Below are 16,160 nucleotides of genomic sequence, written 5' to 3' on the forward strand. Positions count from 1 at the left end.
TTCCAGCTAATAACCCGGTTTTCACTAATACAAAGTTATTCCGGCAGCATCCAATACGTTCATCGTAGACTGATCCGGATTTTCATCCGTAATAATTCCGTTTATATCATCAAAATGTGCAAATTTGTAAGAGTCATTAAAATAAAACTTATCCCGTTCCATAACAATATACTTATGCCTGCTGCTTAGTAAGGCAGCTTTTTTAGTCAGTCCGTCTTCTACTCCCAAGGTAGTAATGGATAAGTCCACCATATCCACTCCACAGCTTCCGATAAAGGCCCGGTCAAAACTATATTGCTTAATGACCTCAATGGTAGCAGCTCCCATGAAACCATTTACCGTCCGATACATGGTTCCTCCTGTGCCGATGGGTGTTATCGTTGAACTTCGCGCCAGTATCTGTAATATGTCTATCATATTACTTACTACTACCAGCCGTTTTCTGGTTTCAACCAGAATCTCCGCCAGTTTTATATTTGTTGTGGATATATCCAGAAAAATTGTTTCATGATCCTTAATTAAATCAGCTGCTTTTTTTGCTATGATTATCTTTTTCTCTTCATTATAGGTTCTTCTGTCAATTACATCTCTCTCCAGCGGGTAGTCCTGGGATAAAATCGCACCTCCGTAAGTCCTTTTTAATTTTCCTGCATTCTCCAGCACTTTTAAATCTTTACGGATGCAATCCTCCGTTACCTGGAATTGTTCGCTTAAATTTTTAACCCGGACTTTTCCGTCCTGGTGAAGACATTGTAAGATTGCATCTAATCTTTCCTCTGTAAACATTTACCTGCCTCAACTTTCTTTCTATCATTAACTCTTTAACACTAAGAAATAGTTTTACATCCTTTTCCCAAATTACAATCACATAATTATTGGGTTAAATCTACATATAATACCATATTATCACTTTTTAACACATAATTAAATTATCTTTTAAAGTGATTATCAATGTAATCAAAGTGTTACCGTTACATATGTCAGAATCGTCTTTTCCTAATTATCTATTTCAACTTATTACTGTTCAGACAAGTCAGGATAATGGCATTTAACCGCATGGTTAACTCCAACCATCTTCACTTCGGGCTTCTGCATCTTACAAAGTTCCGTACAATGTGGGCAGCGGGTATGAAATAAGCATCCGGAGGGAGGATTTACAGGGCTTGGCAGATCACCAGATAGAAGAATACGTTTCTTCTCTCTGGTGGGATCCGGAAGCGGTACAGCGGATAATAAGGCTCTGGTATAAGGATGCCTGGGGTTTTCATATAATTCTTCTTTCTTTGCTGTCTCTACTATGGTTCCCAGATACATAACCCCGATACGGTCCGATATCATCTCGACTACACTTAAATCGTGGGAAATAAACAGGTAAGTCAGTTTGAAGTCTCTCTGAAGTTCTTTTAGAAGATTTAATATTTGCGCCTGAATGGATACATCCAATGCGGATACCGGTTCATCAGCAATCACCAATTTCGGCCGGACAGTAAGTGCCCTTGCAATACCGATACGCTGTCTTTGCCCACCTGAGAATTCGTGGGGATAACGTTCATAATACATGGTATTTAACCCTACTATTTCAAGAAGTTCCTGTACTTTTTTAAGCCTCTCACCGGCGCTTAAATCCGTATGTATTAATAACGGCTCTGCTATTAGGTCACCGATTCTCATTCTGGGATTTAAAGATCCATACGGATCCTGAAAAATCATCTGTACTTCTCTTCTAAGCGGACGCATTTCATTCTCACTAATATTAGCTATTTCTTTCCCATTAAACCAGATTTCACCCTCGTCCGGTGTTAATAAATGGTCTAGCAACCGGCCGGTAGTGGATTTGCCACAGCCGGATTCCCCAACCAGAGAAAAGGTTTCACCCGGCATAATAGTAAAAGAAATATCATTAACAGCATGAACATACTTTTTCTTAGCAAAAAAACCTTTGGAAACCTGAAACGTTTTTGTTACATTTTTAACGGATACCAAGGGAGTACTCATTAATTTGATTCCTCCTTAATTTGTATATTTAATAAATGGCAGCGGCATTTTTGCACAGGGTCCCCATCAATGCTTGTAAGCTCCGGTTCCCTAATTCTGCAAATGTCCATAACATATTGACACCGTGGTGCAAATTTACAGCCTTTTGGCATAACGGAAAGATCCGGAACATTGCCGGGGATGGAGGGCAGTGTGGTTACCTTAGAACCTAATTTTGGTACCGATGCAATTAATCCTTTGGTATAAGGATGTCTCGGATTTGCAAATAATTCATTCACCGGGGCTTCCTCCACAATAGATCCGGCATACATTACAATAACTCTGGAACACATCTCAGCCACAACACCTAAATCATGGGTAATTAATAATATTCCGGTATTTTTTTCTTTTCTGATCATAAGCATTAAATCCAGAATCTGTGCCTGGATTGTAACATCTAAAGCAGTTGTTGGTTCATCTGCAATTAAAAGCTTTGGATCACAGGACATGGCCATGGCAATTACCACACGCTGGCTCATACCTCCTGATAATTGATGAGGATAACTTTTTAACGTAGTCTCCGGATCAGGTATCCCAACTGATTTTAGCATGGTAAGGCTGTGTATTCTTGCTTCTTTGCGGCTTAAAGGTTTATGCAGACGGATTGCCTCAATTAACTGGGTTTCTACTCTCATGGAAGGATTTAAGGAACTCATTGGCTCCTGAAATATCATACCCATTTTACTGCCTCTGATTTTACGCATATCACTGTCACTGCTTTTTAATAAATCCTTACCCTCCAATAAAATCTCTCCGCCCGTCACTTTTCCTGGGGTGTCGATTAATAAACCCATAATAGAAAGGGAGGTTACGGATTTGCCGCAGCCGGATTCTCCTACAAGGCCCAGAATTTCTCCTTTCTGTATGGTAAAAGAAACGTCCTTCACTGCCGTTACCATGGACTTATCACGCCTAAATTCCGTACGGAGATTTTTCACCTCTAATAACTTATCTGACATTTTCTCTCCTCCTAATACATTTTCGGATCCAAAGTATCCCTTAATCCATCCCCTAGCAGGTTAAAAGCAAGGACGGTCAGGAATATTAAAATACCTGGGAACAAAACAATATGGGGGGCCGTATTTAAGTAATTGCGTCCCTGAGACAGCATAGCTCCCCAGTCCGGTTCGGTGACATTGGCACCAAAGCCCAGAAAGCTTAACGAAGCTGCTGCTAAAATAGCGGTTCCGATACGCATGGTAAAGTTTACAATCATAGACTGGATTGTACCGGGAAAGATATGAACCCACAGAATACGTCCGTTTTTACAGCCGACAGACCTTGCCACTTCCACGTACAGAGCTTCTTTAACACTTAAGGTAGCACTTCTCATTATTCGTGCAAACGAGGGAACTGTAAAAACGGCTACTGCAATTACCACATTAATAACGCCCGGTCCGATAACGGCTACAATGGCAATCGCCAGCAAGATATCCGGAAAAGAAAACAAAATATCGGAACCGCGCATAACAACCGTTTCAATCCATCCATTATAAAATCCGGCCAGCAGTCCTAATACGATACCAATGAAAGCACCTATTCCAACGGCACTTAAAGCAACAGATAAGGACAAACGGGTTCCCACCAGAAGTCGGCTTAAGATATCCCGACCGAACTCATCCGTTCCCCACCAGTGGCTGGCACTGGGAGCCTTAAGCAGATTGTTATAATCTGCAGCTGCCGGATCATATGGTACAATAAAAGGCGCTAAAATAGCGGCTGCGGCAAGGAGCAAAATGAAACCTAACGCAATTACAGCTGTTTTTCTTTTTCTAAACTTTTTTATAAATTCCTTGACTTTACTTTTTGGTTTTGGCAGCAAGCCATCTTCTGCAAAGCTGCTATCCGGTTTTATTTTCTTACTATCAGACATAGTGAACCTCCTAATCATAACGTATCTTAGGGTTGAGTACACCATACAATAAATCAACCACCAGATTTACAAGAATATATTCTACTGCAAAAAATAGCAGCAAAGCTTGAACCACTTTATAATCCCGGTAACCTATGGAATCAACTAATAGTCTGCCGAGACCCGGAATCGAAAATACGGTTTCAATCAGTACGGAACCTGCCAGTAATCCTCCTATTTGCAGACCAGCTACGGTAACTACCTGGATTAAAGAGTTCTTAAAAGCATGTCTTCCTATTACAAGAATTTCTCTTAATCCCTTTGCTCTGGCCGTCCTTACGTAATCCTCCCTCAGTGTTTCTAACATGGAGGACCTGGTAAAGCGGGCTAAAATTGCCATAATACCTGCTCCCATGGTAAAAGACGGAAGAATATATCCCCTCCAGTTGTCAAGGCCTCCGGTAGGAAACCAGCCAAGCTTAACGGAAAATATCTGAATCAGAACAAGCCCTAACCAGAAACTTGGTATGGAAATTCCTGAAATAGCCGTAACCATACCAATATAATCTAAGAGTTTACCGCGCTTAACCGCTGACAAGATTCCAATAAGTACACCGATTAACACGGCCCATATCATGGCACATATAGTAAGTGTGATAGTGGGTTTAAAACGCGGCCCGATTAATTCTGCCACAGACATCCCGCTTTTAATGGAATTTCCTAAGTCTCCGGTAAATAATCCCTTCATATAGTCTATGTATTGTACCAGCAATGGTTTATTTAGACCCAATGTATCCCGCACCACCTCCACCTCGTCCTGAGTGGCCTCATACCCTACAATAAGCCGTACCGGATCTCCGGGGATTAAGTGGATAAACATAAATATAAGAAAGGAAATTGCCAATAATAACGGTATCGCTCCAAGCACCCTTTTAATTAAGTAGCGTCCCATGAACTTTCCTCCATCCTTTAACGGATATTCTTTTACGAAGAAAACTGTCTCATTCCATCTATTACAGATGCAGCTGACAGTTTTCTCCGTGAACATCACTGTTCTTTTTTCTTTTACACCAGATAATCGCTTTGAGTATCAAAATGCAGTATTGCTGTTGATTTAATGAATACAGCACTCAATTAAAACCTTATATTGGACTTTTGACACTCCGATCATTATTACTGAGTTAAGGTAGCATTTGCGAAATTAATTGCTCCGTCCGGTGCAACACTTACACCAGTAAGGTAGGTTTTATTAGCAAAGATGTTTTGATCATTTCCTAAAAATAACCAAGGTGCATCCTTCCAAATAGTTGATTGTGCTTCTGCATAAATTTTGGTTAATTCACTCGGGTCAGCGGATGAAATACCCTGGTCTAATAATTTATCTACTTCTGTATTGTTGTAATATGCTGTATTTGCGCTGGTCGGAGGACACATTTTACTATAGAATAAAGCACGCATCGCACCATCCGCATCACAGGAAGACGGAGACCAGTTTACATACCACATATTGATTTTAGCCTCTTCTAACGGTACATATATTTTATCTGAAACGGTTGCCGGTTCCATAGGAACTACTTCAACTTCAATTCCGATTTGTTCTAATTGCTGTTTAATAAAGGTCATACCTTTCACTTCCTGAGTTGAGTTATCTCCCCAAAGAGTTAATTTAAATCCATCCGGATAACCGGCTTCCGCCAGTAAGGATTTTGCTTTATCCAGGTTGTATTCATATGCCGGCTGTTCACTGTAATAGGAAATAGATGGTGCCATAACGGAAGTAGCCGGTGCACCGTAACCCGCATACATAAGCTGAACATAAGCATTGCGGTCAATGGCATAATTCATTGCCTGGCGTACTTTAACATCACTTAATTCTTTAAGATTAGTATTTAAAGTTACATATCTCATTATTGTAGATGTCGTAGCATTAACGGTGATATCGCCGGTTGTTTTCACTGCTGAAATCTGATCAGAGGGCATGGGATAGATAAAATCTGCCTCGCCGGTCTGCAGCATAGCCGTACGGGAGCCGGCTTCCGGTACCTCTTTCATCGTTACGGAATCAACACCCGGTTTCGTTCCCCAATAATCCGGATTCTTTGTTGCTGTCATGTGATCGCCCTCCACCCATTCTTTAAAAATATATGGGCCGGTTCCTACCGGATTGGTAATCAAACCGTCATTACCGTATTTCTCAATTGCGGCCGGACTGATCATAGGAACCAAAGTAAGTTTATTGATAAACGGACTGTAAGGAGCTGATAATTGAAACACTACCGTATTATCGTCCGGTGTTTCAATGCTTTTTATACGATCTGTTTCCACATCACCCTCTGTTAAGATAAAACGGCCTCTTATACGCAGGTTATTGTCTTTGTTCATAAAACGGTCAAAATTTGCTTTCACTGCCGCTGCATTAAAATCCGTACCGTCATGGAATTTAACACCTTTACGTAAATGAAACGTATATGTAAGAGAATCATCTGAAATTTCATAACTTTCTGCCAACTGACCAACGATTTTCATATTTTCATCAAACATAACCAGATTCTCATACATAGCTCGTGTTGCAGAAATTGAAAGAGTATCGCTTAAATTGTGGGGATCTAAGGAACTTATACTTGTTTCCACTGCAATTACAAGATCATTATCAGCCGAAACTCCTTGTGTAGTGCCGGTGACCAGCTCCCCTGTTTCCTGTGCCGTATCAGCTTCTTTTGTAGTGCCTGCTCCCTGATTGGCAGTTTTTACGTCATTATTGCCCTGCGTTGATGTGCTTTTGCTTTTACATCCTGCCAGCGATATTACCATAACAGCTGTTAGGAGCAGTGCCAAAATTTTTTTGTAGTTTTTCATAATTCCCTCCATTCCTGCGCATGTTTTATGCGCATCTGAAATTTGCACCAAATATGCTAAACAACTTCGTTTACACTGGCACAAATTTTGGAGATTGAAAGTGATTTTCTTTCAACCTTTCCGACATGACGCCGCATTACGGCGTCACAAATAACAGGAGAAGAAGCTTGGAATATGTACACTTTGCGCTCATTTCCATGTTCTTCCAGTGTAAAGATGTTTTTTTCTTTACACTTATCTCCTTTTCCCTAATAATAAGTTACAAAAATTGCCATATAATAGCGCAAAAAAAAGTACTTTTTATAATCTGCTTCATCGCATCGTGCATTTTGTTATTGCCCTCAGTTTTATTGCATAAAATAAAAAATACTTTTCTTTAAGTTGTTATTATTCTATCACATTTCAATTTTGTTGTCAATTGTTTTTTATTGTTTTTTGTACTAATTTATTATTGTTTTGTATTATTTCTACATTAAATGTATCGTACAGAAATAAATGACCTTAACCGGGCTATAAAATATAAAAATAAAGTTTACTATTCCAGTCAAATTAGGACAACAAAGATATTAGCATACATAAATAAATTATTGCATATTTTAAGTTATAGCAAACTACAACTCGAATCATGTTAATTACAAATGTGCTTGATAATAACTGTCTGAATGGAGTATTATATGAAAATGGTTCTTAATGTTTTATCTTGTATATTATTTCTGCTTTTTATGTTATATTTTGCATCATATGCAAGAAACACTGAGAATAGACAAACTATAAATCCGTCAAGTATAGAAAAACCCGTTCAATCTACCTCCGACGAAAAACAATTTACAATTGGCTGGTCTGTATATAACAGTTCCTATGAATTCTTTCATGCTATGCAGAATGGTGTTCTTAACGAAGCAGAAGAACTGGGCATTAAAGTCCTGACACAGGACCAGAAAAGCAATACGGCTACAATGATTGCAGGGGTTAATGACTTAATTGCCCAGGGTATTGACGCACTGGTTATCTCCCCGTTTAACCCAGATGCAATGCCTGTTATTACTAATGAGGCAAGAGATGCCAGTATTCCGGTGGTTGTCGTGGATATTGGTACCGGAGGAACCAATGTGGATGCATTTATCATTTCTGATAATTTTGCCGGAGGTTCCTTAGCCGGGGAGTATGCTTTAGAATTAATAAGAAAACATTCATTAACTAGTAAAAATGCTGCTATTATTAAAGTTGAGAAAACTGCCATTCATGCCAGACGCCGTGGGGAGGGTTTTAAAGATACCATGATTCAAAACGGATATAAGGTTGTGGCAGAAGTTACGGCAAATTCGGAAACTACTCAGGCTTATGATGCAATGAAAAAAATTTTAGCCGCCTACGGTGATGATTTAGCAGTAGTATTCGCCGAAAATGACAGAATGGCATTAGGTGCAGCCCAGGCAATTGAAGAAGCAGGAAAGATAGGTCAGATTATGGTAATAGGTTTCGACGGAGATCCGTCAGCGATAACTGCAATTAAAGAAGGCCGGATGCAAGGTACCATCGCACAGCAGCCATTTGAAATGGGTGAATTGGGTGTCGATGTCACATATAGGTTATTAACGGACCAAAGAGTAATTTATGATGATCTGGAATCAAAAGAACTATATACGGAAGTTTATCTAATTGATGATACAGGCAAGGCCAGGAGATATGATCAGAATCAATAATAAAAACAGGTAATCCAATTTATTATTTCATTTATAAATTCATTTCAGCCATAGGTAATAATTCACTAAAATAATAATATCTTATGATTTTTTTGTTAAGTTATCATGTATTTTTGATTAATTTGTCTACTTTTTTATAAAGTTTATATATTTATTTATAAACTTACTATATTTTTGGTCAAATTTGTCATTGTCATTATTGGTAAATTATGTTAGAATACGTAGGTTATATGCCCAGTATAACATCCCAAAATGTACCCTATGCGCCCACCAATGCATGGGGTTTTTTTTAAGACTAAGGAAAATGGTTGCTAAACCTTTTCCTTAGCTTATTATCCATTTTACTGATTCGTTAATGCCTCTATCATTTTAGTCTCAATGGTCGCTTATAATATATTCTATATTCTTTATAAATATCTCCTGTATCAAAAAGCTAACTTTCCTTGCGTAAATTGATGTTGTATAAATAAAGTTGACACCCTATTCTCAAGAATTTTGATATATAATTAAAAGAGAATAGGAGTGAAAATATTATGGCAACAAATCGTAATCAAAAATCTTATGACAACGAGTATAAACTCAGGCTGTAAAACTTGCCCAGGAAATCGGTGGGCATAAAGCGGCTAACGAATTAGGGATTCCAAAGGGTACTATGTACACTTGGATAAAAGCCTACAAAGAAGGCGCCTCAGTGCAAACCAAGCAGTTCATACACCTAATAATGCACTGACCCTTAACGAAGAACTCATTGAGCTCAGAAAACACGTTAAAGAGCAGGATAAAGAAATTCGCCGCTTAAAGAAAGAAAACGAATTTCTTGAAGAAGCAAGCGCTTTTTTCGCAGCCAGCCGTCGGAAGTCAGCAAAAAACAGAGATTAATGTTTATTGCAATCAAAACCGAAGACGGCGTGATTAAGGCAAAATTTCTTTTTATTGCAGAATGCTTAGAGTTTCCAGACAGGCATTCAACAATTACCTGAAAACAAAAGATTCTCCTTGGAAATATCAACCTTTGGCAGATGCTATGCTGGATATCTGCAAGGAAGATGAGTCTTCTTTCATATGCATAAAGGTAGCATCTGGATCCGTTTTTGAATAGCTATTTCGATTATCAAGCTGCTTATTACTGTAATCATAGGATTTCTGGCGGATTATGTATTTTAAAAGCGTATCATACCACCTTTGTAACTGGGTTTTTCGTTTCCCAATTCCATGAATGAACTCGATACCCTCTTCTTGTTTCTTTAATTCCAGAAAGTCTTTTAGCTTCGTCATAGAATCTAATGGAGATTTTTTATCAAAAGAACAGTCCGTCAGATAACTCTGGCATACGGAAGTAAACAGTTTTTGAACTTTCAGATGCATCTTACTTTCATTCTTACAAATGACCTTTTTCCATACAAAAGTATATTTATTTGCGTTTGCTTCTATCTTTGTTCCATCAATAAAAACGTTTTTCAGAGGTATTTCACAAATTTCATGTAACTTTTGAATGAACTGATAAAAGAGATCTTCCATACATTCCGACAAGTATTTTTGCCGGAATCGTGCGATAGTAGAGTGATCCGGTGCTTTCTGACCTGCAAGCAGCCACATAAAGTTAATATCCCTGCGACAAGCATTTTCAATCTGATGGGTACTGTATAAATCTTGGGAATAGGCATAAACAAGTATCTTGAACATGGTCTTTGGATCAACTGCTGGATTTCTGCCTTTTGCAGAGTAAGCCTGATATAATTTATCGTAATTTAATTCCTCCAATATGCGGCTTAGCAGTCTGACGGAATCATTGTCTGGTACAAGTCCATCTAATTCCAATGGAAGTTTTAGTTGATAAACTTCTCTAAATTCGGTATAATTTTTATGGTTAATTATTTTACTTGACATAACTTAATTATACCACTTTAGCGGATTCTTCGGAATCCGCTTTTTCCATTACTAATATAAAAAGGAGCTTTTGCCCCATAGCTTATTTAGCTATTTTGCAAAAGCCCCATTTGTTATATATTTTGTTTACTTTTGTGAAAAGTTGTGAACTATCACTCTTATTGTTCTTAATAGACATTACCATTAATATATTAAAGGCTGTTTCTTAACATCCTCTTTTAAGTTATGGAAATTTTACATCTTGATGATTAAAATCTACTTCCTTTATTTCAGAACCACTTTTGACGAAAGTATTAGTATCTAACCCATATGGTGGGTTATGTGGTCCTACAAATGTCCTTAATACAACCTTTATTTTTAAGCCATCTTGAGTAGATTCTATATCTATAATACCTTCATTCATATATTGTCTAAATTCACCATAGTATTTTTGAATCGACTTTTCTATATATGGGAAAAGCATAGAAAGTATGAACTGTTGATATAGCTTATCATCAAATACATATTTCGGTAATGGATTATCAGAAAAATTGATATTCGTTAGAGCTAATGCATCCACCAACATTAAAGGAGTAATATCACTAATTTGATTTTGAGATATATCTACAACCATTAAATTTCTCAATTTACCTAAACTTTTAACATCTCTAATTTTATTATTATTGACTTTTAATAGTTTCAAATTATTCAATGAGCCTAATTCATCTATGTTGCTAATCTGATTATTAGATAATACTAAGGATTCCATACTTTTTAATGAACCAAGTCCTTTTACATCATCTAATTCATTGTTCTCTATACTCAAACGCTTTAAGTTCTCCAATAACCTTAATCCACTTACATCAGTTATTTTATTATTTGACAGGTCAAGATATTTTAAACGCTTTAATGAACCTAAAGGTTTAATATCGGTTATTTGATTTCCGTATAAATATAAATCATTTAATTTGGTAAGCTTACTTAAAGGCTCAATATCAGAAACATTATTTTCGGCTAATTCTAATGTTTTTAGATTGTTTAGGCTCTCTATAGATTCAATATTTGATATTTGGTTCATTCCTAACGATAAACTTTCTAAGTTTACCAATCCACCTAAAGGATTTATATCCTGAATTTTATTAATATATAAATTTATATCCTTCATCTTTACCAATGTATTCAAGGGTCGTAAATTACTCACTTTATTATTGTATAAACTTAAAAATTCCAATTGAACTAACTTACTAAGTTTATCAATATCAGATATCTTATTGCTCTCTAAATTTAGATCCGTTAGGGTAATTAAGTTCTCTAACGGGCTTATATCTGAAATATTATTATAACCTAAATGTAAAGATTGAAGGTTTTTTAAGTTACTTAACAAACTAATATCTTGAATGTCGTTGAACTTCAGATTTAACTTTTTTAGACCAGTTAAATACTGGATACCCTCCAAATCAGAAATATTTTTATTATTAGCAATTAATTCCTCAATTTCTTTTACATCACCTACATAAATATTCCCGTTAGGTTTATTTATTGCTTCCCTAACTGCTTCCTCCAAATTTTTATCAGGAAATTTAACTTCCTTACTATCTTCAACGATACTATGGTTAGAACTAAACTTTATAATAGTATGACCTTCTGCATTTTCATTTAACTGAATGGGAAATAACAATAAAACAAATAAACTTGAAAAAAAGATACTCCGTTTTTTTTTCAATAATATCCCTCCAAACATGTATTATTTCTAATAATACTGTTTGCTCAAATTGATATTTTGATACATGGTTTTTAATGAGAGACATATTACACATATATCCACATTTTAATTTTTTATTTTCAATTCTTTTTATTCGGCGAACTCAACCTCAATACCTTTAGGTGCTGAGTTCTTTATTTCTACGTTCTTTTTGCTATTCTTAAATATTACTTTTCTCAAGTCGCCGTAATCTGGATTTGTAATAACCCAACAAAAATATGTTACTGTACTTGGAAGAACCAAAGTCTCTACACCATCATAATAGGAATCGCCAGCTGACTCACCATGTGCAGTAAACCCAGTTACTGTAACACCATTAATTTTCTCAGGAATTGTTAATGTTTTACTAGTTCCTTGATATACTAAATAATCATAACTTGAACTCGAAGTATCTTTCGTATAAGATTCTCTTATCTTTATAATATCAGCAGAATATGACCTGATTACTGCTTGGAAAGCAGTGGTTAAATCTAATTTATTTGTTGAATCATCCCAAATTGCTCCCATATACTCGACTTCTACATAGACAGCATCCTTGCTGTTTTCTGCGGTCTCTGTTTTAGTCTCTGTCTCTGTCGGCACTGGAAATGTTTGTGCATTTTTAGTCAATTCAACCAAGCCAACTTTATTGTCTTTTAGAAGGAACCTAATTCTGTAAGTATCTGAATTTTTCTTAAAGGAGTATTCATAATAGTCTACTGAACGATTATAATAAAGTTCATATAAGCCATTTAAATCATCATTTCTCAATTTTACAAATTTCGCTGCTATATCATTTTGGGGATTAAGTTCTTTTTTCACTGCATACCCATATTTCTTTATTACTTCACTTTTTGATGAGCCTATTTTAATGCCACGGTTGGATTTAATATTATAGTCCCCATCCATATCGTCAAAATAGTAAAAACTACTTGTATAATTATTATCGTCACAATATTCCATGAAGCCTTTTTCTAACGTTGTACTCCCTGTAAAATAAAAATCATTTGCCGTTATTACATTTACTACTGTTATTTTACCATAATTGTCATGTGTGGCTTGTGTGGCTTGTAAGTGTCTTTTACGAGTCTTGCAGACAAAAAAAGAGGACTCCGCAAGCCATCCTACGACCCACGAAATCCCCTAAAATAAAACATTTTATTAGAATTTATAAACGTTTCCTAGAAACGTTTTGCGTCAGCTGCTTCTTGAATTGCAACTGCTACAGCAACGGTAGCACCGACCATAGGGTTGTTACCCATACCGATAAGACCCATCATTTCAACGTGAGCAGGAACGGAAGAAGATCCGGCGAACTGTGCGTCGGAGTGCATTCTACCCATAGTATCTGTCATACCGTAGGAAGCAGGACCTGCTGCCATGTTATCAGGATGAAGTGTTCTTCCTGTACCACCACCGGAAGCTACGGAGAAATACTTCTTGCCTTGTTCTACACATTCTTTTTTATAAGTTCCTGCAACCGGATGCTGGAATCTGGTAGGATTTGTTGAGTTACCGGTAATAGATACGTCAACGCCTTCTCTATGCATGATAGCAACACCTTCTGTTACATCATTAGCACCATAGCAGTTAACTTTTGCTCTGTCACCTTTGGAGTAAGATTTACGGAATACTTCCTTAACTTCTCCTGTATAATAATCCATCTGGGTCTCTACGAAAGTAAATCCATTGATTCTGGAGATGATCTGGGCAGCATCTTTACCAAGACCATTTAAGATTACTCTTAATGGCTCTTTTCTAACTTTGTTAGCAGATAATGCGATACCGATAGCACCCTCAGCAGCTGCGAAAGATTCGTGACCTGCTAAAAATGCGAAACATTTGGTTTCTTCTTCTAATAACATCTTTCCTAAGTTACCATGTCCTAAACCAACTTTTCTTTGGTCAGCAACAGAACCTGGAATACAGAAAGCCTGAAGGCCTTCACCGATTGCGGCAGCGGCATCAGCAGCTTTTCTGCAGTCTTTTTTAATTGCGATTGCAGCTCCTACTAAATAAGCCCAACATGCATTTTCAAAACAAATATTCTGAATGCCTTTTACTTGATTATAAACATCAAGTCCGGCTGACTTTGTAATCTTTTCAGCTTCTTCAATGGAAGCAATTCCATAGCTGTTTAATACTGCGTTAATTTTGTCTATTCTTCTTTCATATGATTCAAATAAAGCCATTTTATGTATCCTCCTCTATTATTCTTTTCTAGGGTCAATGATCTTAACAGCATCAGCAACACGGCCGTATTGTCCCTTAGATTTCTCATAAGCAGTAGCCGGGTCATCACCCTTTTTGATAAAGTCAGTCATTTTTCCAAGGTTAACAAACTGATAACCAATGATTAAATCTTCTTCATCAAGTGCAAGACCGGTTACATAACCTTCTGCCATTTCAAGATAACGAGGACCTTTCTTTAATGTACCGTACATTGTACCAACCTGGCTTCTTAAACCTTTTCCTAAGTCTTCAAGACCTGCTCCGATTGGTAAGCCTTCTTCGGAGAAAGCACTTTGTGTTCTACCATATGCGATCTGTAAGAAAAGTTCTCTCATAGCTGTATTGATAGCATCACAAACTAAGTCTGTATTTAAAGCTTCTAAAACGGTTCTTCCAGGAAGAATTTCTGCTGCCATAGCTGCAGAATGAGTCATACCTGAACATCCGATTGTTTCAACCAATGCTTCTTGGATAATACCGTCTTTTACGTTTAATGTTAATTTACAAGCACCTTGCTGAGGTGCACACCAGCCAACACCATGTGTTAAACCGGAAATATCCTTTACTTCTTTTGCTTGTACCCATTTTGCTTCTTCCGGGATAGGTGCTGCTCCATGGTTTACGCCCTGCGCAACTGGACACATCGTTTCTACTTCATGTGAATAAATCATGTCTAGACTCCTTTCAATGTACATAAATAATTACTTGTCAGCGGTATGTTATTATTTTAACATCGCACTCGCACTTATTTTCTCATAAAAATACAAATTAGTCTATAGTTTTTAAAAAAAATTATGAAAAATGTCATGCCAGTTTATGGGTTGAATTTTTATGAACAATCTTATATTTATCCTGTCTTGAAAGATTATTCAGCTATCTGTTCTGTCTATCCGGTTTAATTGACTTTAACCGATATATACTTATTATCTTTAATGGTAAACCTCCATAGGTAATCTTTCGCTTCTTTCGCATAATCAATATTAATCCTTTTCGATGCAAGAATTTCAATAGGTTTAGGATAAGTCTTATCCTCCAGATATAACTGACTGTGACATAAATCCATACCATAATTATCCGTCCTGATACCCATTGCACCGCAAAGTTTACCCGGACCGCTGCACAGATTTTTGATTTTATCCGTCCCCCGCCTTTTTTGCATTAATTCAATCCCCTCTACAGGTTCTAAAGCCCGCAGTAATACTACTTCCGGAACATTAATCTCATTTGTTACAATGTTCATACAGTAATACATACCGTAAATCAGGTATATGTACGCATATCCGCCCTCTTTATACTGTACATTCGTTCTGCCGGAAGGCTTACTCTTATAGGAGTGGGCTGCAGCATCCTTCGTTCCCATATACGCTTCTGTCTCAACAATGATTCCTTTCGTTATTCCCTCTTCTGTTTCATGGACAAGTACTTTTCCCAAAAGGTCCCTGGCAACAGTGACTGCATCTCTTTGATAAAAATCTCTATTTAAAATCATTCTTTCATCTCCTTATTATTAACTAATTATTATATCAATTATGGAACCAACAAATTATTGAATTCGGGATACAACTCGTACATGCTCTTGCACAGTGAACTCTTAGGTTTAGCATTCGAGCTATTAAACAAAGCCGTTTCTGATTTTTTATACTTATTATATAAAATTAACTTCCCGATGTCAAAATGTAACAATATGTACGTCATAAATAATGAATCCATATAAATACGTGAATAGGTTTTACATTTAATAAAAACTTATATCTGCTGAAATTAACAAAGCCGCAGCACCAAAAGCTTCTCTCCACAACAATCAGGATGAAGGAGCTGCTTTTAGCCTACAGCTATTTATATTGTAAACCGAATATTATAATTTTATTTGCATTTA

At 36.8% G+C, this 16,160-nt stretch carries 14 protein-coding genes; 2 read left to right on the top strand and 12 right to left on the bottom strand.

The window, feature by feature from the left end:
• Positions 1 to 24 precede the first annotated feature (24 nt).
• The 6 genes from RBU59_RS07815 to RBU59_RS07840 all read right to left on the bottom strand — a co-directional run bounded on the left by RBU59_RS07815 (position 25) and on the right by RBU59_RS07840 (position 6,742).
• Positions 25 to 786: a DeoR/GlpR family DNA-binding transcription regulator gene (locus tag RBU59_RS07815; RefSeq protein WP_308147318.1), complete on the bottom strand. Its 762-nt coding sequence runs from the start codon at positions 784 to 786 to the stop codon at positions 25 to 27.
• Positions 787 to 1,017: 231 nt separating this feature from the next.
• A complete protein-coding gene (locus RBU59_RS07820; protein WP_308147319.1) occupies positions 1,018 to 1,995 on the bottom strand; it encodes an ABC transporter ATP-binding protein in 978 nt (325 codons plus the stop codon).
• Positions 1,995 to 2,993 (bottom strand): ABC transporter ATP-binding protein, encoded by a 999-nt coding sequence (locus tag RBU59_RS07825; protein WP_308147320.1) that lies wholly within the window; start codon positions 2,991 to 2,993, stop codon positions 1,995 to 1,997. Before RBU59_RS07825 ends, RBU59_RS07820 begins: the two co-directional genes overlap by 1 nt.
• Positions 2,994 to 3,004: 11 nt before the next feature.
• Positions 3,005 to 3,907, bottom strand: a complete 903-nt coding sequence (locus RBU59_RS07830) for an ABC transporter permease (protein ID WP_308147321.1) — start codon at positions 3,905 to 3,907, stop codon at positions 3,005 to 3,007.
• Positions 3,908 to 3,917: 10 nt separating this feature from the next.
• On the bottom strand, positions 3,918 to 4,838 hold the full coding sequence (locus RBU59_RS07835; RefSeq protein WP_308147322.1) for an ABC transporter permease: 921 nt from the start codon (positions 4,836 to 4,838) through the stop codon (positions 3,918 to 3,920).
• A 221-nt stretch (positions 4,839 to 5,059) separates the two neighbouring features.
• On the bottom strand, positions 5,060 to 6,742 hold the full coding sequence (locus RBU59_RS07840) for a glutathione ABC transporter substrate-binding protein (protein ID WP_308147323.1): 1,683 nt from the start codon (positions 6,740 to 6,742) through the stop codon (positions 5,060 to 5,062).
• A gap of 674 nt (positions 6,743 to 7,416) precedes the next feature.
• Between RBU59_RS07840 and RBU59_RS07845 the strand changes: the two genes are divergently transcribed.
• Together RBU59_RS07845 and RBU59_RS07850 are read left to right on the top strand one after the other, a co-directional pair.
• Positions 7,417 to 8,445 (top strand): substrate-binding domain-containing protein, encoded by a 1,029-nt coding sequence (locus tag RBU59_RS07845; RefSeq protein ID WP_308147324.1) that lies wholly within the window; start codon positions 7,417 to 7,419, stop codon positions 8,443 to 8,445.
• A 660-nt stretch (positions 8,446 to 9,105) separates the two neighbouring features.
• Positions 9,106 to 9,324 carry a hypothetical protein gene (locus RBU59_RS07850; protein ID WP_308147325.1) on the top strand — a complete coding sequence of 73 codons (219 nt, stop codon included), beginning with the start codon at positions 9,106 to 9,108 and terminating at the stop codon, positions 9,322 to 9,324.
• 126 nt (positions 9,325 to 9,450) lie between these two features.
• On the opposite strand, the gene RBU59_RS07855 is transcribed toward RBU59_RS07850, so the two are convergent.
• The 6 genes from RBU59_RS07855 to RBU59_RS07880 form a co-directional block, all read right to left on the bottom strand.
• Entirely contained in the window at positions 9,451 to 10,332 is an 882-nt protein-coding gene (locus tag RBU59_RS07855; protein WP_308147326.1) for a transposase, read from the bottom strand.
• Positions 10,333 to 10,555: 223 nt separating this feature from the next.
• Complete coding sequence (locus RBU59_RS07860) at positions 10,556 to 12,034, bottom strand: leucine-rich repeat domain-containing protein (protein WP_308147327.1); 1,479 nt, start codon at positions 12,032 to 12,034, stop codon at positions 10,556 to 10,558.
• Positions 12,035 to 12,163: 129 nt separating this feature from the next.
• Positions 12,164 to 13,015 (bottom strand): hypothetical protein, encoded by an 852-nt coding sequence (locus RBU59_RS07865; protein ID WP_308147328.1) that lies wholly within the window; start codon positions 13,013 to 13,015, stop codon positions 12,164 to 12,166.
• 218 nt (positions 13,016 to 13,233) lie between these two features.
• Complete coding sequence (locus RBU59_RS07870) at positions 13,234 to 14,244, bottom strand: GGGtGRT protein (protein ID WP_308147329.1); 1,011 nt, start codon at positions 14,242 to 14,244, stop codon at positions 13,234 to 13,236.
• Positions 14,245 to 14,262: 18 nt separating this feature from the next.
• On the bottom strand, positions 14,263 to 14,955 hold the full coding sequence (locus RBU59_RS07875; RefSeq protein ID WP_308147330.1) for an iron-sulfur cluster assembly scaffold protein: 693 nt from the start codon (positions 14,953 to 14,955) through the stop codon (positions 14,263 to 14,265).
• A gap of 224 nt (positions 14,956 to 15,179) precedes the next feature.
• Complete coding sequence (locus RBU59_RS07880; RefSeq protein ID WP_308147331.1) at positions 15,180 to 15,773, bottom strand: DNA-3-methyladenine glycosylase; 594 nt, start codon at positions 15,771 to 15,773, stop codon at positions 15,180 to 15,182.
• Positions 15,774 to 16,160: the final 387 nt, after the last annotated feature.

It is taken from the genome of Anaerocolumna sp. MB42-C2, from assembly GCF_030913705.1.
Taxonomy (GTDB): domain Bacteria; phylum Bacillota; class Clostridia; order Lachnospirales; family Lachnospiraceae; genus Anaerocolumna.